The sequence below is a fragment of the Streptomyces sp. NEAU-174 genome, from assembly GCF_052665095.1.
Genome location: NZ_JBQTCE010000027.1, coordinates 36,555 through 55,050, shown reverse-complemented (window position 1 = coordinate 55,050; position 18,496 = coordinate 36,555). Strand labels below are relative to the sequence as shown.

Sequence of the window (18,496 nt, the reverse complement as noted above, 5' to 3'; positions counted from 1 at the left end):
ACCCGCGTAGACTTCGCGCGTGGCCAAGGTGACGCGGGATGATGTGGCAAGGCTTGCGGGAACGTCGACCGCGGTCGTCAGTTACGTCATCAATAACGGACCCCGGCCGGTCGCCCCGGCCACGCGCGAGCGGGTGCTCGCCGCGATCAAGGAGCTCGGCTACCGGCCGGACCGGGTCGCGCAGGCGATGGCGAGCCGCCGGACCGATCTCATAGGGCTGATCGTTCCGGATGCCCGGCAGCCGTTCTTCGCGGAGATGGCGCACGCCGTCGAGCAGGCGGCCGCCGAGCGCGGAAAGATGGTGCTGGTCGGCAACTCGGACTACCTGGACGAGCGCGAGGTGCACTATCTGCGCGCCTTCCTGGGGATGCGGGTGTCCGGGCTGATCCTCATCAGCCAGGGCCCGAGCGAGAACGCGGCGGCGGAGATCGAGGCCTGGGACGCCCGGGTGGTGCTGCTGCACGAGCGGCCCGAGGCGATCGACGACGTGGCGGTGGTGCTGGACGACGTCGGCGGCGCGCAGCTCGCGGTGCGGCATCTGCTGGAGCACGGCCATGACTATGTGGCCTGCCTCGGCGGCACCGAGATAACCCCGACCGTCGGCGACCCGGTCACCGACCATGTGGAGGGCTGGCGCCGTGCGATGCACGAGGCCGGGCGGCCGACCGACGGGCGGCTCTTCCAGGCCCCTTACAACCGCTACGACGCCTATAAGGTCGCGCTCGATCTGCTCGCCGGCCCCGACCGGCCCCCGGCCATCTTCTGCGCCACCGACGACCAGGCGTTCGGGGTGCTGCGGGCGGCGCGTGAGCTGCGGATCGATGTCCCCGGGGAACTCGCGGTGGCCGGTTTCGACGATGTGAAGGAAGCCCACCTCACCGACCCCCCGCTGACCACGGTCGGCTCCGACCGCCCCGCGATGGCGCGCGCCGCGGTCGACCTGGTCCTGGACGACGGCGTCCGCCTCGCCGGGTCCCGCCGCGAACGCGTCAAGCAGTTCCCGTCGGCCCTGGTGGTCCGCCACTCCTGCGGCTGCGCATAGCGCCTGAGCGCTCCGCGGGAAGTGCCACGAGATGCCGTCGTGCGTCTGGGGCCGCATCGTGGCTGGTCGCCCACGCGGCGGAGCCGCATATCGACACAGCCGCGGCGGAGCCGCACATCGACACAGCCCGCGCCCCTTCGGGGCGCTGCCCGCGCATGGGCGCCGCTGTCGGCAGTGCGGATCCGAGGGCCCGCGCGGTGATCGCGACGGCGTTCGCGTGCATGGACGCCGCGTCGATGGCGTGGGTCGACAACGACGGTAAGGGCGACATCATGGACCTGTACGACGAGTGCCTGGCCGCGGTGCGCGGCTGATCCGCGGTGACACCCTTATGTCGGGCATACCGACTTCTGGTGGGGTTCTCAGCGGGCACTCAGGGGACTCTCATACTCCGGCCGCACAGTCATAGCCATGACGGACAGCACACGCCGCAGCGGCGCAGACGAGCCCTATCCCTACGCGTACGGTGGCGGCGCGGGGTATCCCGATCCGCCCGCGTACCAGCCTCAGCAGCCGGTCACCACGCCGTCCGGGGTCACCGTATGGCCGGGTGACGGCAGCGGCGGTGGCAGTGGCAGTGGCAGTGGGAACGGAGCGGGGGAGGACGGCGGCGCGTTCGCGAGCGAGGGGGCGCACAGGGGCGAGGGACGGCGCAGGGCACGGGTCTCGCGGCCGGTCGCGCTGATCGCGGCGGTGGCCGCGGTCTCGGCGCTCGCGGGCGGCGGGGCGGCCGCGCTGGTCACCAACGCCACCCAGAAGTCCGACACCACGGTCTCCACCCCGGTCGTCAACGCCAACTCCGCCAGCCACAGCGGGGTTTCGGCCGTCGCGGCGGCCGTCAGCCCCAGCATCGTGGAGGTCAGCGCCACCGGTACCAGCGGCCAGTCCACCGGCTCCGGCGTGGTCATCACCAGCGGCGGCGAGATCATCACCAACAACCACGTGGTCTCCGGCGCCGACGCGATCAAGGTGACGTTCAGCGACGGCAGCAAGAAGACCGCCACGGTCGTCGGCACGGACAGCAAGAAGGACCTCGCCCTGATCAAGGTGGAGGGCGCGAGCGGGCTGAAGGCCGCGTCCCTCGGCGACTCCAGCAAGGTCGCGGTGGGCGACCAGGTCGTCGCCATCGGCTCGCCGGAGGGCCTCACCGGCACCGTCACCAGCGGCATCGTCTCCGCGCTCGACCGTGACGTCACCGTCTCCACGGACCAGGGCCAGGGCCAGGACGGTCAGGGGCCGGGCGGCGGCGGGCAGTGGCCGTTCGAGTTCGGCGGCGGCCGGTACAACGGCGACGTCGGCTCCTCGACCACCACCTACAAGGCCATCCAGACCGACGCCTCGCTCAACCCCGGCAACTCCGGCGGCGCGCTGATCAACATGAGCGGCCAGGTGATCGGCATCAACTCCGCGATGTACTCCGCGGCCTCGGGCCAGAGCGCCGGCAGCGCGGGCAGTGTCGGCCTCGGCTTCTCGATCCCGGTCAACACCGTCAAGTCCGATCTCGCCTCCCTGCGCGCGGGCGGAAGTGACAGCAACACCTGATGGACGTGCGAGGCTGGCAGCAGCGCCGCACAGCCCGCCGCGGCCACCCTCCCCGTCCCGCCGTCACCCGCTTTGAGGAAACCGACCCATGAGCCCCGCCGACCACGGCGATCAGCCGTCCCGCATCCTGATCGTCGACGACGAGCCGGCCGTCCGGGAAGCCCTTCAGCGCAGCCTCGTCTTCGAGGGCTACGCGACCGAGACCGCCGTGGACGGACTGGACGCGCTGGCCAAGGTCGGCTCCTACGACCCCGAGCTGATCGTGCTCGATGTGCTGATGCCCCGGATGGACGGGCTGACCGCCGCGCGGCGGCTGCGCGCCACCGGGGTGACGCTGCCGATCCTCATGCTCACCGCGCGGGACACGGTCGGCGACCGGGTCACCGGGCTCGACGCGGGCGCCGACGACTACCTCGTCAAACCCTTCGAACTGGACGAACTGCTGGCCCGCATCCGCGCCCTGCTCCGCCGCAGCTCCTACGCCGCCCAGCAGGGCGCGGCGCTGCCCGAGGGGGACGTACTGGCCTTCGGCGATCTGCGGATGGACCTGACGACCCGCGAGGTCGTCCGGGGCGCGCGCCGCGTGGAGCTGACCCGGACCGAGTTCACCCTGCTGGAGATGTTCCTGGCCCATCCCCGTCAGGTGCTCACCCGCGAGCAGATCCTGAAGGCGGTGTGGGGCTTCGACTTCGAGCCGTCGTCCAACTCGCTGGACGTGTACGTGATGTATCTGCGCCGTAAGACCGAGGCGGGCGGCGAGCCGCGGCTCGTGCACACCGTGCGCGGGGTGGGGTACGTCCTGCGGCCCGCGGAGGGCGAGCCCTCGTGAGGTTCCGCAGACTGCCGCTGCGCTCGCGGCTGGCCCTGCTGACCGCCGTGGCGGTCGCGGTCGCGGTGGCGGTGTCCGCGTTCGCGTCCTGGCTGATCGTCCGGGAGCAGCTCAGCGCCCAGCTCGACTCGTCCCTGCGCAACGTGACGGTGGACGAGCGCAATGTGCTGAGCATCCTGGAGGCGTGCCAGAGCCCCGACGGCGCCGACGACCGCACCCCGCACGCCCTCGGCTCGTACTCCGTGCAGATCGTGCTGGCCGACGGGAGCCGCTGCACCCAGCCCGGGGCGACCAAGCTGCCGGTGACCACCGCCGATGTGGCCGTGGCCGTCGGGGAGCGGCCGAGCGCGCTGCATGACGCGACGGGCGCGGGCGGCGAGGACATGCGGGTGTTCACCTACCGGCCGACCTCCGGCCCCGGCAGCCCGCTGCCGCGCGGGATCGCCGTCTCCATGGCGCGCCCGCTGAGCGAGGTCGCGCATCCGCTGGGCACGCTCGCGCTGGTCCTGGCCCTCGTCGCCGGGGTGGGCGTCGTGGGCGCGGGAGCGGCGGGCCTGTGGATCGCCAGGACCGGGCTCAAGCCGGTGGACCGGCTGACCGAGGCGGTCGAGCATGTGGCCCGCACCGAGGATCTGGCCGTGCGCATTCCGACGGAGGGCGATGACGAGATCGCCCGGCTGTCCCGGTCGTTCAACTCCATGACGGCGGCCCTCGCCTCCTCCCGCGACCGTCAGCAGCAGCTGATCGCGGACGCGGGGCATGAGCTGCGCACCCCGCTGACCTCGCTGCGCACCAATATCGAGCTGCTCGCGCGCAGCGAGGAGACCGGCCGCGCGCTCCCGCCCGCCGACCGTAAGGCGCTCATGGGGAGCGTCAAGGCGCAGATGACCGAGCTGGCGGCGCTGATCGGCGACCTTCAGGAGCTGTCCCGCCCCGACGCCGTGCCCGGCAGCGGGCCCCTACAGGTGGTCGCCCTGCACGAGGTGGCGCGAACGGCCCTGGAGCGGGCCCGGCTGCGCGGCGCCCATCTCACGATCAACGCCTCGATCGAACCCTGGTACGTCCGCGGCGAGGCGACCGCCCTGGAGCGGGCGCTGGTCAATCTGCTCGACAACGCCGTGAAGTTCAGCCCTTCGGGTGGTGTGGTCGACGTCGTCCTCAGAAGCGGAGAGGTACGGGTGCGCGACCATGGCCCCGGCATCCCCGCCGAGGAACTGCCGCATGTCTTCAAGCGCTTCTGGCGCTCCCCGTCCGCCCGCAGCATGCCCGGCTCGGGCCTCGGCCTGTCGATCGTGGCCCGTACGGTCCAGCAGTCGGGCGGCCAGGTGGGCCTGGAACCGGCCCCGGGCGGCGGCACGGTCGCCTGGCTCAAACTCCCGGGCGCGCCAACGGCTCCACCCGAGATCGCCCTGGGCTGACCCCGGCCCCGTCCGGCCCGGAGCCGTGCAGCCGTGCGTACGTCCCGCCCAGCGCCAGCAGTTCGTGATGGGTGCCCGACTCCACGACCCGCCCGTGGTCCAGCACCAGGATGCGGTCCGCGTCCGGCGCCAGGTTCAGATCGTGGGTGATCATGATCGTGGTGCGGCCGGACATCAGCCGCCGCAGCGGCCGTACGACCCGCCGCGCGGCCAGCGCGTCCAGCCCCGTGGTGGGCTCGTCCAGGACGAGGACGGGCGCGTCGCGCAGCATCGCGCGGGCGATGGCGATGCGCTGGAGCTGCCCGCCGGACAGCCGTGCCGTACGCGGGTCGATCCGGGTGTCGTAGCCCTCGGGCAGCGCCGCGATGAAGTCGTGCGCGGCGGCGTCCCGCGCCCGCCCGGACGATCTCGTGCTCGGTGGCCCCGGGGCGGCCGCAGGCGATGTTCTCGCGGATGGTGTCGTGCAGGAGAGCGTCTCCTGCGGCAGCAGCGTCACATGCGTCCGCAGGAAGCCCAGCGGCATCGCGTACAGCGGTACGCCGTCGAGCCGTACGAACCCCTCCGCCGGGTCGTAGAAGCGGGTCAGCAGCTTGGAGACGGTGGACTTGCCCGCCCCGCTCGCCCCGGTGATCAGCACGAACTCACCGGGCCTGGCGGTGAACGAGACCCCGGCCAGGGTGCGCCGGTCGCCCCCGGGATAGCGGAAGCCGACACCGTCGAACTCCACCGTGCCGTGCACCCGCCACGGCGCCATCGCGGCCCCCGGCGGCGGATCGCTCACGGCGGGCTCGGCGTCGAGGATCTCGGCCAGCCGCTCGGCGCCCGCGGTGGCGGCCGTAAGGGTGAGACCGAGCTGTCCGAGGTTGCGGATCGGCGGATAGAGGTAGCCGAGGAAGGCGGCGAAGGCCAGCAACTGGCCGATGGTCATCCGGTCCTGGGAGATCTCCCAGGCACCCAGCCCGATCACGGCGAGCACGCACAGCGTCTCGATGACCTCGACCAGTTGCTCGTACAGCTCGCTCATCCGGGCACCGGCCACCGACGCCCGCAGCCACGCACCGGCCTCCCGGCCCAGCCGCCGCTCCTCGGCGTCCTTACGGTGGTACGCCTGCGTCAGCACGACGTTGCCGAGCGACTCCTCGACCACGGAGGTGATCGCGCCATCGGCGACCCGCTCGTCCCGCGCGACCGAGCTGATCCGCCCGGAGAAGCGCCGCGCGGCCAGCCAGAACAGCGGCGCCAGGACGAAGGTGACCAGCGCCAGGTCCCAGCGCAGCCGGAAGGCGGCCACGGAGAAGAAGACCGTGCTGAAGACGGCGGAGACGGTGCTCACCACCCCGGAGACCACCATCTGCTCGATGGACTCCACGTCCCCGGTGAGCCGTTCGACCAGATCGCCCTGGCGGTGCCGCTGGAAGAAGTGCGGCGGCAGATCCTGTACATGCGCGAAGACCCGGGCCCGCAGCCGCAGTACGAACCGTTCCGCGGTCCATACGGCGAGCGAGTTGCCCATATAGCCGACACCCGCGCCGAGCACCGCGACCGTGAGCCACTGCGCGGCGGGAACCCAGAAGGCGCCGAGCGAGCCCTGCCGCAGGGCGTTGTCGGTCAGATCGGAGAAGAGGAGGATGGCGGCGGTCTCGGCGAGCGCCGCGGCGATGACACAGGCGCAGATGAGCACCAGCCAGCGCCGGTCGCCCCTGGTGAGCGGCCAGAACCGGCGGAACGCCTGCCGCGCGGCCAGCCGCGGAGCGGCGGTCCGTTCCGCCTCCTCGCCGCCGGGCTCGCCGTCCCCCGCGTCTACCGGCAGATACTCCTCGGGGAGGTGCGGGAGCTGCGGGAGCTGCGGGGTGGCCTTCGGCTGATGACGACCGTAAGGGCGCGGCCGCCCGGAGCGCCGATGCCGTCCCAGGCCACCGGCCGGGTCGGACCCGAGCGCGCGCAGCTGCATGGTGGGCGGGTCTTCGTATGGGGTCACGGTCGGTCTCTCCCGCTCGGCTCCGGACAAGGCCGAGGCGGGCCCGCGGCGCGCTGCCGCGGACCCGCCTCTCGAGGTGTGGGGTCAGCCGCCGATGGGGCGGCGGTGGGGCTTCTTCGGGGCCGGCTTCGGGCCCGGCTTGTGGGCGTGGTGCTTCTTCTTCGGCTCGGCCTTGCGGGCGGGCTTGACCGGGACGATCTTGTGGAAGCTCATGATGGTGCCTTTCGGAATTCGCTGTTTCTTTTCCTTCGCCGTAGCCGTTCGGCTTCGACACGGAAGACATTAGGAGCGATATCCGTGAGGGAGATCGGACTGAGCTGTGCGTTTGCCCAGAACGGTAGAGGGTGCGGGGCATGCGAAAGGGGCTGGTGGCTAGCGCCACCAGCCCCTTTCATGAAACCGAATTCGTCAGCGGGTTTTTCCGAAATTCAGCCCCGCACCGGTCAGATCCGCCCTGATCCCCTCCGGGGAGACACCGATGTTCGCCAACCGGATTCCCTTGGCCTTTTCGGGCAGCTGGAAGGAGAGCTCCAGCTTGTCCGTCAGCTCCGGCACCTTCATCCGCGCCAGCGCGGCGGCGACCGTCGGATCGATGCCGAGCTTCCTGGCCAGCTGGGGATGGTCGTTGGCCGCCTGGACGAGGTTGACCGCGAGCAGCGCGGGGACGAACCGCGGCGAGCCCGTGATCTCGTCCAGCTTCCGCTCGTCGTTCAGCGCCTGCCCCGCCTCCGCCGGCGGCACCCCGAGCTTCTCCGCCACCGACGGGATCGACAGCAGCGCCTCCGCCTTCTCGGAGTCCTCGCTGATCTGCGTGGCCGCCTTCTTGTGCAGATACAGCCCGGGGCGCGGCTCGGGGCCCGGCCGGTAGGTTGCGATCCCGGGGATGTCCAGCCGCATATCGGTGACGCTGGTGGAGATCCCACGGTCTCCCTGGCGCCGGATATGTGCCTGGGCGTGCAGCGACACCTGCTGGCCCGCGACCGGCAGCTTCCCGTCCGCGCGCACCGAGTTGGGCCCCAGCGCCCGGAACCGCACCTGGGAGGCGCCCAGTTCACGGCTGAGGTCCTCGAAGGACAGCAGCACATCGCCCTTCATCCGGCCCACCGTCGCGCCCCTGAAGGAGCTGGGCAGATCCCCCACGATCCGGATGTCCTGAACCTGGGCGCGCACCTCGGCGAGCGAGACCCGGTCGGCCGCCACGTCCGGCACGGCGATGTCGACCTGCTGGAGGTCCTTGCCCAGCACCTGGGTGAGGAACGGGAAGCCGTGGATGGTCACGTTCGGTGCCGTGGCCAGATTCAGCTTCTTCTGGAGCTCCTGCTCGGCCTTGCGCTCGGCGTACATCACCGCGCAGCGGTCGGCCAGCACCAGCAGCAGCGCCAGCACGACCACCCCGATCAGCGCCTTCGCGGTGCGCGGCACCGCCCGGAAGCGGCCGCGCCGACGCCGGGACGAGCGGCGGTGGTTGGGCGGTGACCACTGCTCGCCGTCGTCCCCGGAGCCCGAGGCGGCCGGCTTGTCTCTGCGCCCGCCGAGGTCGGCGTCGTCGTCATCGTCCGACGTCAGGCCGAGACCCAGGGGATCGTCCGGATCGTACGGGTCGGCCAGTTCGGCGAGTTCCTCGTACGGGTTCCGGTAGTGAACGCCAGGTGAACCGTCGTGAGGGTATGAGGGCTGTGGTGAAGGTATGCGTGTGGGGGATCGCATCACTCAATACCACCACGGGACACTACTCCACCCGCAAGTCCTAGCGGCGATACGTGGCGAACGGCACGTTCCGTTTTTGCCTTCCGTGCACGTGCCGTTCTTCAGCGCGTGCCGCGTGATACCGCCTCAGCGCGTGCCGCGTGATACCGCCCTACCGCGTGCCGCGCGAGACCGCCCTCGCCTCGGTGACCGTCACCGCCCTGCCGTCCATCTCGCAGCCGTCGAGCTGGGCCATCGCCTTCTCCGCGGCCATCTCGTCCATCTCCACGAACCCGAACCCCCGCGAGCGGCCGCTCTCCCGGTCGGTGATCACGGTCGCGTCCAGCACCTCGCCGAACTGCCCGAACAGGGTCGCCAGGTCCCGTGTCGTCGTCTGATAGCTCAAGTTGCCCACATGCAGTCGTTTGGACATGACCGGCTCTCCTTGTTCTCCGTGGTTCCCAGGGGAGCGAACCGGCTCAATCCTCTCAGCGAGGTAGGAAACCGGCCATTCGCATGGGCTGAACCGGTCATCCCGTACGACTGCTCAGTGCAGCGTGCCGAGCTGCTCCACGGAGTACGGCACGAGTGCGTCCGCGCGTCCGGTCAGCACCTTCTCGGCCCACTCGGGGTCGGCGAGCAGGGCCCGCCCGATGGCCACGAGATCGAACTCGTCCCGCTCCAGCCGGTCCAGCAGATTCTCGATGTCCGCCACCTGGGCCGACCCGCTGCCGGTGCCCGGCACGAACGTCGGCAGGAAGTCCTGGTTCAGGCCGACCGAGCCGACCGTGATCGTCGACTTCCCGGTGAGCTTCTTCGTCCACCCCGCGAGGTTCAGGTCCGAGCCCTCGAACTCCGGCGTCCAGTAGCGCCGGGTGGACGAGTGGAAGACGTCCACCCCCGCCTCCGCCAGCGGCGTGAGCAGCGCCTCCAGCTCCTGCGGGGTCTCGGCCATGCGCACGTCGTAGTGGTCCTGCTTCCACTGGGACATACGGAAGATGATCGGGAACTCGGCGGAGACGGCCTTACGGCAGGCGGCCACCAACTCGGCCGCGAAGCGGACCCGGGACACCGGGTCGCCGCCGTACGCGTCGGTGCGGCGGTTGGTGGTGCCCCACAGGAACTGGTCGATCAAGTACCCATGCGCCCCGTGCAGTTCGACCCCGTCAAAGCCGATCCGCTCGGCCGCGGCGGCCGCGTCGGCGAAGGCGGCGATCACCGCGTCCACGTCGTCCTGCGTCATCGCCCGCCCGACCGGCCGGCCGTCCAGCCCGACACCGGACGGACTCAGCACGGGCGCCTCGGGGTACGGGGGTGCCCCCTCCTCCCGCGAAACCCCCACATGCCAGATCTGCGGCGCGATCCGCCCACCGGCGCTGTGCACCTGCTGCACGACCTCGGCCCACCCGTTCAGGGCGTCCTCCCCGTAGAACCGCGGCACGCTGTCGCTCAGTCCGGCCGATCGATGATCGACATAGGTCCCCTCGGTAATGATCAGCCCCACCCCGGCGGCGGCGCGACGCGCGTAGTACGCCACCACATCGGCATTCGGCACCCCGCCCGGCGAGAACATGCGGGTCATCGGCGCCATGGCGATCCGATTGCGTACGGTGAGCCCACCCACGCTGAACGGACGGGACAGCACCTGGGCCGCGCGCTCGGCACCACTGCTTATGGACACGTGAACACTCCTTGACCTGACGTCATCACCACGCGGAATCGCGCGGCCCGGCCAAGCTAAAACCTGACGCCAACGTCAGAGGCAAGTACCGGAGGCTGCCTCCGGGGAGCCTGCTCAGTCGGCCCGTCGGGTGGAGCCGAGAAGCTCGCGGTAGCGCTTGGCGTGCGTGGCGAGGTCCTCGTCGGAGACGGTGCGGGCGCCGTGCAGAACCAGCGGCTCGGCGAGCCGCATGCCGATCAGGCGGGCGGTGGCGTCGAGGGGCGCCAGCAGCTGGGTCATCGTGAAACGGGAAGTGGGATCGACGGCGGCGTACGACTCTTCCGGCCCGCCGGTGGAGGTGACCAGTTGGAGGGTCTTGCCGCGCAGCGCGGAGCCGCCGCTGCCGTAGGCGAAGCCGTGGGTGAGGACCTGGTCGATCCATGCCTTCAGCACCGCGGGGACGGAGTACCAGTACCAGGGGAACTGCCACACGATCCGGCCGTGGTCCCGCAGCAGTCGCTGCTCACGGGCAATGTCGAAGCGGCCGTCGCGGTAGGCGGCGCCGAGCTCATGGACGGTGACATGCGCGAGGTCGCGCACGGCCTCGGCCAGGCGGGCGGTGATGCGGGAGGAGGTCAGGTCGGGGTGGGCAACGACAACGAGGGTGCGCATCGGGGGTGATCCTTGACTGTGGTCGTTGAATGTGACGGATCGTTCCGTCACGGAGTTTGTGACGGAACGATCCGTCTGTCAAGCTGAGCCCGTGCCCACCGCGCGCCGCGTCATAGCAAGCAGAAGGAGCGCACCATGCCTCGCAAGACAGCGGAGGAGAACCGGCGCCACGTCCTGGCCGTGGCGAGCCGCCTGTACTACCAGCGCGGCATCCGCGCTGTCGGTATGGACCTGGTCGTCAAGGAGAGCGGCGTCGGCAACGCCACCGTCTATCGGCAGTTCCCCACCAAAGACGCTCTCGCCAGCGCCTACACACAGGACCGCGCCGACGCCTGGTTCGCGCGTATGCGCCAGGTCGCTGACCAGGCCGACGACCCGCGCGAGAAGCTTCTCGCGATCTTCACGGCCGTCATCGAGGAGACCAGGCAGCCCACCTTTCGCGGCTGCCCCATGCTCAACACCCACACCGAGTTTCCCGACCCGCAGCATCCCGCTAACCGTGTGGCGGTCACCCACGAGCAGCGGGTCCGTGACTGGATGCGTGACTTGGCGGCCGACGCCCGCGCCTCCGACCCCGAGCAGCTCGCCGACGACCTGACGCTCGTCCTCAACGGCGTCTACGTCACCGCCACCGTCCTCGGCCCCCAGGGCCCCGCTCAGCGCACCGGCGAGCTCGCCCGCCGCCTCATCTGGACCGCCTGCGACGAATCTGACCGCGCCTGAATCCGGGCCTGATCGGCCGGTTGGTGCATACGCGCTCTACTGCCCCTCGACGGGCGAAGCCCACACTGGTTGCTTGACCAACGATGCGAGGAGACGCACCGCACGTGACCGACCTGGAAGGGCTGCACGCGCGGGCGGCCGAGACGCTCGACATCGCCGAGCCGTGGGTACGGCGCGCGTTCGAGGCCGTCCCGCGGCACGAGTTCGTCCCCCGCACCGTATGGGTGGTGGACGGCGGCGTATACCGGCCGCTCCGCCGAGCGGACGACCCGGAACGGTGGGCCCGCATGGTGTACGACCCCGCACAGGCCATTGCCATCCAGGTGGATGACGGTGCCCCCGATCCCGCCGGCGGCGATGTTCCCACCAGCTCCATCTCGGCATTGGCCGCCGTGGTGACCATGCTCGCCGCGCTGGACCTGCGGCCGGGACATCGAGTGCTGGAGATCGGGGCGGGCACCGGGTACAACGCGGCGCTGCTGGCCGAGCGGGTGGGCGTTGAGCGAGTGACCACCCTGGAGATCGACCCGGACGTGGCCGACGGCGCACGAGTCGCGCTGCACCGGGCCGGGTACGGCGGGGCGACGGTGCTGGAAGCGGACGGCGAGCAGGGGTGGCGCAGCGGCGCACCGTACGACCGGCTGGTGGCGACGGCCTCGGTGACGTCGATCCCCTGGCCATGGGTGGAGCAGGTGTGGCCGGGCGGCCTGATCCTGGCCCCCTTCCGCACCGCGTTCTGCTCGCATGGACTCGCGCGGCTGACCGTCTCGGAGGGCCGCGCCGAGGGCCGGTTCGCGGGCGCGGTGACGTTCATGGCGGTGCGGGGCCAGCGCGCGCGCCCGCGCATCGATGCGGTCTTCTCCACGGAAGCGTGGGAGGAGAGCCGCGAGAGCAAGGCCGATCTGGACGTCGCGGTTCTCGCCGACCCCCACGCCGAGTTCGCGGTCGGACTGAGGCTCGCCGACGTGGCGCACTGGCCGCAGGACGGTGGGCACTGGTGGTGCAGCCGGGACTCGTGGGCGTACGCGACGGATGGCGCGGTGCATCAGTGGGGCCCGCGAAACCTGGCCGACGAGACCGCCCAGGCCCTCGCCTGGTGGGAGGGCGCCGGGCGCCCGGAGCTGTTCGACTTCGGGCTGACGGTCACGACCGACGGTCACCGGGTGTGGCTCGGCGACCCCTCGGCGGCGTGGCCCTTGTCCGCCGCGTATCCGGACCGCCTACGCCGGGGCGCATCGGGCGGGTGCGGTGCGTAGGTCGGGTGCGGTGCGTGGGTTGGGTGCGGCGCCGTCTCGCGCGCTTCGCGCGATTGAGCAGCGGGGCAGGGGGCGGGGGCGCAGGGCGCGTTGCCGACCGCCGGGCCGGTGGGAGCGACCGCCGGTGGCGGCATCCGTCTGCGGGGGCGAGGCCCGTCGCCGGACCGCCGCACTCAGGGGGTACCTCTCCCGAAAACCTTTGACAAGGTAGTTGCTTCAGATCAAGTGTTTTCGGAGAGGGTACCCGGAGGGGGCGCCCCACCGGGCCGCGCTCCGGATCGGCATCGGCCCCCGGTCGCGGTTGCCGTCAAGGCGCGCACCCCCACCGGCCCGCTGGCCGGCAACGCGCCCCGCGCCCCGGCCCCCCTGCCCCGCTGCTCAATCGCGCGAAGCGCGCGAGACGATGCCCGCGCATGACATCCGGCCCGCGCTCAGAGGGTGTGGTCCAGACGGCCAGTCTTTATGGCGCGTATGAAGCCGCCGAGCGCGGCAGGCGTCGTACGGACCACCGCGTCCGGCTCGTCGCTCTCGCGTATGTGGAGGCCGTCGGGGGCGACGGCGAGTTCCATGCAGTTTTGGTGGACGTCCGCGCTGAAGGATGACTTGCGCCACTTGAGGTCAAGCATGACCACGCTTCCTAGTAATGGCTGTAGAGGATGTGTTGGATCAGGCCAAGTGAATCCCGAACGTCATGGCTGATCGCGGAAGGGCTGGTATCCACTGGCGGTAGGGCTACGCCACGGAGCCGATCGAAGTGCCTTCCGTACTGGGCGACCGAGTCCGGGTCGTGGAGGAACATGGACTGGCTTGCGTGGTCCAACTGGATCGTTTCCAGAATCCCGCCGTGTGAAGCGATCAGGTTGAAGGGCGTCTTCACCATTGGGAGGCCGTCCGCCGTAAAGGGCAGGATCTGAACGGTCACATGCGGCAGTTCCGCTAATTCCACGAGCCGCAGCAACTGCTTGCGCGTCGTAGCCGAGCCGCCGAACCGCATGTGCAGCGCGGCCTCGTGGACGACGGCATGGACCGTGGGCGGATCTTCAACGGTGAGCGCTGCCTGGCGCTGCATGCGGAACTCGACCGCCCGATCGATGTCCACGGGATTCGTCACTACGTCGCTGACCCGGAAGATGGCGCGGGTGTAATCCTCCGACTGGAAGATCCCGGGGATGAACAGCGACTCGTAGGAGCGGAGGCCGACAGCGCGGGACTCAAGTTCCGCCAAATCGAGGGCTGCGGCGGGCATGTCGCCTTTGTAGCCGCTCCACCAGCCCTTGCCCTTGTCTTCCGCCAGGCTGACCAACGCCTCGACAAAGGGCACACTTGTGCACCCGTAGCCCTTGCAAAGCCGACGCAGTCGGTCGGTCGGGATCGCCGTGCGGCCGCCCTCGACATGCGTCAGGTGCACACGACCCATGTCGATGAGCGCGCCCGCCTCATGCAGCGTCAACCCGGCTTGCTCGCGCAACCTTCGCAGCTCTGCGCCAAGGCGGCGCTGTCTCTCGGTGGGGTTGGTTCGCAGTGCCAACGGGGTCTCTCCTCAGGGTGTGGGCCACAGTCTGCCGTCAGGGGGTGGGCCGGTCCACTCATTCTCGCGATTAGGTTGAACTTGTCATCCTTCATCTCTACCGTATGTGTGGTGGCAGTCACACAGCGGAGCTGTGTTGGGCCGCACGATGCCCGTTCACGAAGCGCCACGGAGGCGTCGCATGGGAGCACCCGCACACCCGGAACACCCGCACCGCTACACCCTCTCCGCCCCCGCTCTCCCCACCTCACCCCGGCTGTGCCGCGACTTCGTGCGCGGGGTCTTCGCGGCCTCAGGACTCTCCCAACTGGCCGACGCGGCAGCGATCTGCACGTCGGAGTTAGTCACCAACGTCCACCGGCACGGCAAGGGCGACGTACGGATGGCCGCCACCGTCCAGCACGACCGCGTCCGGGTGACCGTCCACGACGACAGCCCCGAACTCCCCTCGCCGCGCCGCGCGGCGACCGATGAGACCAACGGGCGCGGCCTCTTCCTGGTCACGGCCCTCTCCGATGTCTGCGGCATGACCCCCGACGAACCCACCGAAGGCACCGGCAAAGCGGTGTGGTTCGAGTTCAACGTCCCGCCCACGCACACGAAAAGCCCCGCATGAACCCCACCCCCGCCGAGCGGGTCGCCGCGATCCTCCGCGACGAGTTCGCCGCCCACGGCGTACGGCTCCCCGACATACGAACGGACCTCAGCGACCCCCGCCACCCACAACTGGAACTCGGCACCGTCCCCCTCGGCACGGGCTTCGCGCTGCTCCGCGTGCTCACGGATTACCAGCGGCTGCTGAAGGCCGAACGGGCCCGGTCGGACCGGAGGGGTTAGTGGGCAGTTCTCAGGTGCCCAGAACTTGGCGGGCACGAAGCGTTTCGGGGTGATGGGGGCCAAGGACACGCTCACATAGCGGAAGGGCTACGCGTGCCGTACTTTCGGCTTCCGCCGTCCGCCCCGCGCCAGCAAGATAGTGGGCCAACTGGCTGTAGTTCTCCACCAGAACGGGACTATCAGCGGGGAGCGCTTGCTCACGTCCAGCGATGGCCCGGCGGGTCAGTTCAACCGCTTCTTCCCAGTGCCCGCGCTTCGCCAGTACCTGACTGAGTAGAACGACAACGCCGAGCGTCATGGGGTGGGCGAACCCCTGTACGCGTTCCCGATCCGTCAGAACTCGGCGGACAAGGGGTTCCGCTTCCGCAGGGTCACCGAGTCGGGAGACGCCAAAGGCGTATGCGTGCCGGGCGGACAAGGAAGTGGGGTGATCTGCGCCAAGGTACCGCTCGCAGTCGACCACGATCTCCGTTGATACGCGCGTGAACTCCTCGTTCTTGCCCGATGTGGCCAGTTCTTCGATCAACATGGCCCGGCTGCGCAGCGCTTTAGGGTGCTCCACGCCCAAAGCGCTCCGCAGCCCATTCGCCGCGCGACGCAGCAGAGAGAGCGCTTCGGACCGTCGCCGCATTCTGAAAAGCGGTTGCTGGAGTCCGTGGCAGGATTCAAGCGTGTCGGGGTGGTCAGGGCCCAAGACCCGTTCACGTACTCGTAGCACCCGGCTGTGCACGTCCTCCGACTCCGCGATGCGACCAAGCCGGAACAGCGAGCGCCCCGTGCGCTGGAGCGCGCTCAGCGTCAGAGGATGCTCAGCCCCAAGCACTCGTTCCCCCGCCCCCGCGGCCTCCTGAGCCAAGGCCAGGGCGGCGGCGTAATCACCGGTCTCGTGGATGCGCTCCGAGAGACGTACGGACAGATCCACCACCTGCTCCACCGCTTCACCGTCCACGCGCCGCAGCAGCCCCGCCGCGTGCGGGACCAGCAGCGCCACGTACCCGTCCCCGCCGCCGGACCCGGCCTCCGCCGGAAGGGCCGCCTCGAGCAACGACGCCGCAGCCTCGGTGAGAGCGGCGCGCTGGTCAGCGAGGATGCCCGAGGAGATGCTGTCGAGGAGCACCCCATGCACCTGGACGCAGCGCACCGGCCGTTCGCCATCCGCACTCGCAGGCGCGGAGACGATCGTGGCCAGCGAGTGGTCGATCAGCCCGCGCAGCGCCGGTTCGACGCGCGCGCTGTCCAGTAGGCCCGTTCCGCCCAGCGATGCTGGAGACAGAACGGCGAGCGGCAGTGGGTCCGCGCTCCAGCAGGACAGCAGCCGCAGCAGCGTCGTCGCTTCGGGGAGGCCCTGGTCGGCGAGGGCGTCCAGGGACAGCTGCCAGGTGCGGCTGACCAGGTGACGCGACTCCGAACGGCTGGAGTCGAGGGCCGCTCCCTGGTCGATGAGACCGATCGGGTCGTCTTCGAGGCGGCTTCGGTATTCGTCCATGGACCAGGACTCCAGTAACTGGTGGTGCAGATAGGAACCCGCGAGGGTCAGCGCGAGCGGCAGGCAACCGAGGCGGATGGCGACCTGTTCCGCCGCCGCCGGAGTGCCCGCATGCGGCGCGAGGTCACACAGGACCTGGGCCGCGTCCCCGCTCGGCAACACGCCGACAGGGTGGAGGATCGCGCCTTGCCAGACGCGCGAGGTCGCGTATCGCGTGGTGACCAGCACGGTGCCGCGAGGACTGGCACGCAACCAGCCGCCTTCCACCAGAATCGCCGGATCGTCAGCGTTGTCGATCACCAGGAGCCAGGGCTCCGGGGAGCGGTCCAGGTGGCGCCATACGAGGTCCGCGGCGGCGCGCTGCCCGCTGTGCGCGGCGGCCAGTTCGCCGGGGCCCGCGCCCCGGTCGGCGGCGACAGCCAGCATGCCCGCGCGCAGGGACATCCGCTCCGAGGCGTTGACCCACAAGCCAATGCGGGCCTGGTCGTGGACGGCCTCGGTGAACAGGGCATGGGCCACCGCCGTCTTGCCGCAGCCGCCCATGCCGTGCAGTACGTGGATCTGTCCGCCGTCGCCCTCCACGGCCGTCCGTAATCGCCGCATCAGGTCCGCGCGGTCGCGCAGGACGGACGGGGCTCGGCCGACCAGCGGGATCCGCACGGAGTCCGGGCCCATCACCGTGGCGGAGAGCGATGGAGACGACGGGGCGGCCGTCTCAGCGAACAAGGAGGCGCCGGGGCCCGGCGCGTAGTGGTGATGGTGTTCGGTGATGTGCTGGTCGCCGGTCGACTGAAAGACCCGGCCCTGCCCCGAGGCGCGGCCCTCCGCGTACGGCGGCGGGCCCTCCGCGTACGGGGGCGGCGGGCCGCTCACCGCTCGGTGATGTGCTGGTCGCGGCCCGTCCGGTGGACGCGGCCCCCGCCGGACGCCTCGGCGCGCATACGAATGGTGGTATTCATCGCCTGATGCTTGCCCGGCAGGGACGGGCTCGACTCGTCCACCATCCGCTGCGACTCGTCGACGACGTCCGGGCGCCCGGTACGCCTGCTGCCGTGACCGCATTGGTTCGCCGGATTGCGTGTGGCCCGTGGCCGTCACTCGCGGCGGCTGGCGCGGTCGGCGGTGAGGCGGGCCTCGAAGCCGTCCAGGATGGACTGAAGGCCGAACGCGAAGGTGTCGTCGGGCGCCGCGGCGTACTCCGTGGCGGCCGTGGTGCCGAGGCGCTCGCGCAGGCGGGGGAATCGCATGGCGGTCTCCCGGGCATGGGCCATGGCGTCGGCCATCAGTTGCCCGGTATCCGCGCCGTCCTTGCTCAGCCGGCGGTTCAGCGAGACCTGTGCGGCAGGGCCGAGCGCGCTGCCGAGCACGAAGGTGAGCACGGTGGCGGCCGCCCGGTCCGCGTCGGCGGCGGCGAAGCCCGCCTTTTCGTAGAGGGAAAGGCTGAAGTCGTTGTGCCGGGCCTGGCCGGGTCCGTACAGGAAGTGGCTGCCGAATGCCTGGACGAGCCAGGGGTGCCGGGTGAGCATCGCGTGCATGGCCGAGGCATGGGCGGTGGCGGCCGTGCGCCAGTCGGTGGCGTCGAGATCGGGCAGCTCGACCTCGTGCCAGATCGCGTCGCTGGCGAGTCGGACGAGGTCGTCCTTGGTCTTGATGTGCCAGTAGACGGCCGTGGCGGCCGAGCCGAGCCGTTTCGCCAGGCTCCGCATGTTGAGACCGTCCAGTCCCTCGTCATCGAGCAGTTCGACGGCCGCACGGATGATCCGGTCTGCGGTCAGTGTGTCTCGCCCCATGGCCACCATCTTACTTGTACTTAGTTCATGCCAGGTCTTGCACTTTGTT

The 18,496-nt window shown here is 70.5% G+C and carries 19 protein-coding genes; 9 read left to right on the top strand and 10 right to left on the bottom strand.

The window, feature by feature from the left end:
- Positions 1–19: 19 nt before the first annotated feature.
- The 5 genes from ACT2CW_RS45975 to ACT2CW_RS45955 all read left to right on the top strand — a co-directional run bounded on the left by ACT2CW_RS45975 (position 20) and on the right by ACT2CW_RS45955 (position 4,831).
- Positions 20–1,042, top strand: a complete 1,023-nt coding sequence (locus ACT2CW_RS45975; protein WP_164432095.1) for a LacI family DNA-binding transcriptional regulator — start codon at positions 20–22, stop codon at positions 1,040–1,042.
- Between the two features lie 155 nt (positions 1,043–1,197).
- Complete coding sequence (locus ACT2CW_RS45970; protein ID WP_445520889.1) at positions 1,198–1,356, top strand: hypothetical protein; 159 nt, start codon at positions 1,198–1,200, stop codon at positions 1,354–1,356.
- A gap of 97 nt (positions 1,357–1,453) precedes the next feature.
- The gene (locus ACT2CW_RS45965) at positions 1,454–2,584 is read left to right on the top strand and encodes a S1C family serine protease (RefSeq protein WP_445520888.1); all 1,131 of its coding nucleotides are present in this window, start codon (positions 1,454–1,456) and stop codon (positions 2,582–2,584) included.
- An 88-nt stretch (positions 2,585–2,672) separates the two neighbouring features.
- On the top strand, positions 2,673–3,413 hold the full coding sequence (locus tag ACT2CW_RS45960) for a response regulator transcription factor (RefSeq protein WP_138914538.1): 741 nt from the start codon (positions 2,673–2,675) through the stop codon (positions 3,411–3,413).
- Positions 3,410–4,831 (top strand): sensor histidine kinase, encoded by a 1,422-nt coding sequence (locus tag ACT2CW_RS45955; protein WP_445520887.1) that lies wholly within the window; start codon positions 3,410–3,412, stop codon positions 4,829–4,831. The genes ACT2CW_RS45960 and ACT2CW_RS45955 overlap by 4 nt, the downstream gene beginning before the upstream one ends.
- Here ACT2CW_RS45955 and ACT2CW_RS45950 read toward each other — a convergent pair.
- The 6 genes from ACT2CW_RS45950 to ACT2CW_RS45925 all read right to left on the bottom strand — a co-directional run bounded on the left by ACT2CW_RS45950 (position 4,782) and on the right by ACT2CW_RS45925 (position 10,827).
- On the bottom strand, positions 4,782–6,809 hold the full coding sequence (locus ACT2CW_RS45950) for an ABC transporter ATP-binding protein (protein ID WP_445520886.1): 2,028 nt from the start codon (positions 6,807–6,809) through the stop codon (positions 4,782–4,784). The two genes, ACT2CW_RS45955 and ACT2CW_RS45950, sit on opposite strands and share 50 nt — an antisense overlap.
- 84 nt (positions 6,810–6,893) lie before the next feature.
- Entirely contained in the window at positions 6,894–7,022 is a 129-nt protein-coding gene (locus ACT2CW_RS45945) for a hypothetical protein (RefSeq protein ID WP_269146388.1), read from the bottom strand.
- A gap of 195 nt (positions 7,023–7,217) precedes the next feature.
- Positions 7,218–8,516: an LmeA family phospholipid-binding protein gene (locus ACT2CW_RS45940; RefSeq protein WP_445520885.1), complete on the bottom strand. Its 1,299-nt coding sequence runs from the start codon at positions 8,514–8,516 to the stop codon at positions 7,218–7,220.
- A gap of 151 nt (positions 8,517–8,667) precedes the next feature.
- A complete protein-coding gene (locus ACT2CW_RS45935) occupies positions 8,668–8,928 on the bottom strand; it encodes an RNA recognition motif domain-containing protein (protein ID WP_164432101.1) in 261 nt (86 codons plus the stop codon).
- Positions 8,929–9,042: 114 nt separating this feature from the next.
- Positions 9,043–10,176, bottom strand: coding sequence for an NADH:flavin oxidoreductase (locus ACT2CW_RS45930; RefSeq protein WP_445520884.1), 1,134 nt, complete (start codon positions 10,174–10,176; stop codon positions 9,043–9,045).
- 114 nt (positions 10,177–10,290) lie between these two features.
- Positions 10,291–10,827 carry an NAD(P)H-dependent oxidoreductase gene (locus ACT2CW_RS45925; RefSeq protein ID WP_445520883.1) on the bottom strand — a complete coding sequence of 179 codons (537 nt, stop codon included), beginning with the start codon at positions 10,825–10,827 and terminating at the stop codon, positions 10,291–10,293.
- Positions 10,828–10,962: 135 nt separating this feature from the next.
- Between ACT2CW_RS45925 and ACT2CW_RS45920 the strand changes: the two genes are divergently transcribed.
- Entirely contained in the window at positions 10,963–11,550 is a 588-nt protein-coding gene (locus ACT2CW_RS45920; RefSeq protein WP_445520882.1) for a TetR/AcrR family transcriptional regulator, read from the top strand.
- A gap of 104 nt (positions 11,551–11,654) precedes the next feature.
- The gene (locus ACT2CW_RS45915) at positions 11,655–12,806 is read left to right on the top strand and encodes a methyltransferase domain-containing protein (RefSeq protein ID WP_445520881.1); all 1,152 of its coding nucleotides are present in this window, start codon (positions 11,655–11,657) and stop codon (positions 12,804–12,806) included.
- A 431-nt stretch (positions 12,807–13,237) separates the two neighbouring features.
- Here the strand turns inward: ACT2CW_RS45915 and ACT2CW_RS45910 are convergent, their stop codons facing one another.
- Together ACT2CW_RS45910 and ACT2CW_RS45905 are read right to left on the bottom strand one after the other, a co-directional pair.
- Positions 13,238–13,432 carry a DUF397 domain-containing protein gene (locus ACT2CW_RS45910; protein ID WP_445520880.1) on the bottom strand — a complete coding sequence of 65 codons (195 nt, stop codon included), beginning with the start codon at positions 13,430–13,432 and terminating at the stop codon, positions 13,238–13,240.
- 11 nt (positions 13,433–13,443) lie between these two features.
- Entirely contained in the window at positions 13,444–14,334 is an 891-nt protein-coding gene (locus ACT2CW_RS45905; protein WP_164432111.1) for a helix-turn-helix domain-containing protein, read from the bottom strand.
- A 181-nt stretch (positions 14,335–14,515) separates the two neighbouring features.
- Between ACT2CW_RS45905 and ACT2CW_RS45900 the strand changes: the two genes are divergently transcribed.
- Together ACT2CW_RS45900 and ACT2CW_RS45895 are read left to right on the top strand one after the other, a co-directional pair.
- Complete coding sequence (locus ACT2CW_RS45900) at positions 14,516–14,950, top strand: ATP-binding protein (protein WP_445520879.1); 435 nt, start codon at positions 14,516–14,518, stop codon at positions 14,948–14,950.
- Positions 14,947–15,171, top strand: coding sequence for a hypothetical protein (locus ACT2CW_RS45895; RefSeq protein WP_164432113.1), 225 nt, complete (start codon positions 14,947–14,949; stop codon positions 15,169–15,171). Before ACT2CW_RS45900 ends, ACT2CW_RS45895 begins: the two co-directional genes overlap by 4 nt.
- A gap of 10 nt (positions 15,172–15,181) precedes the next feature.
- On the opposite strand, the gene ACT2CW_RS45890 is transcribed toward ACT2CW_RS45895, so the two are convergent.
- Together ACT2CW_RS45890 and ACT2CW_RS45885 are read right to left on the bottom strand one after the other, a co-directional pair.
- Positions 15,182–17,530, bottom strand: a complete 2,349-nt coding sequence (locus ACT2CW_RS45890; protein WP_445520878.1) for a tetratricopeptide repeat protein — start codon at positions 17,528–17,530, stop codon at positions 15,182–15,184.
- Positions 17,531–17,751: 221 nt separating this feature from the next.
- Positions 17,752–18,447, bottom strand: coding sequence for a TetR/AcrR family transcriptional regulator (locus ACT2CW_RS45885; RefSeq protein ID WP_445520877.1), 696 nt, complete (start codon positions 18,445–18,447; stop codon positions 17,752–17,754).
- Between the last annotated feature and the right edge of the window lie 49 nt (positions 18,448–18,496).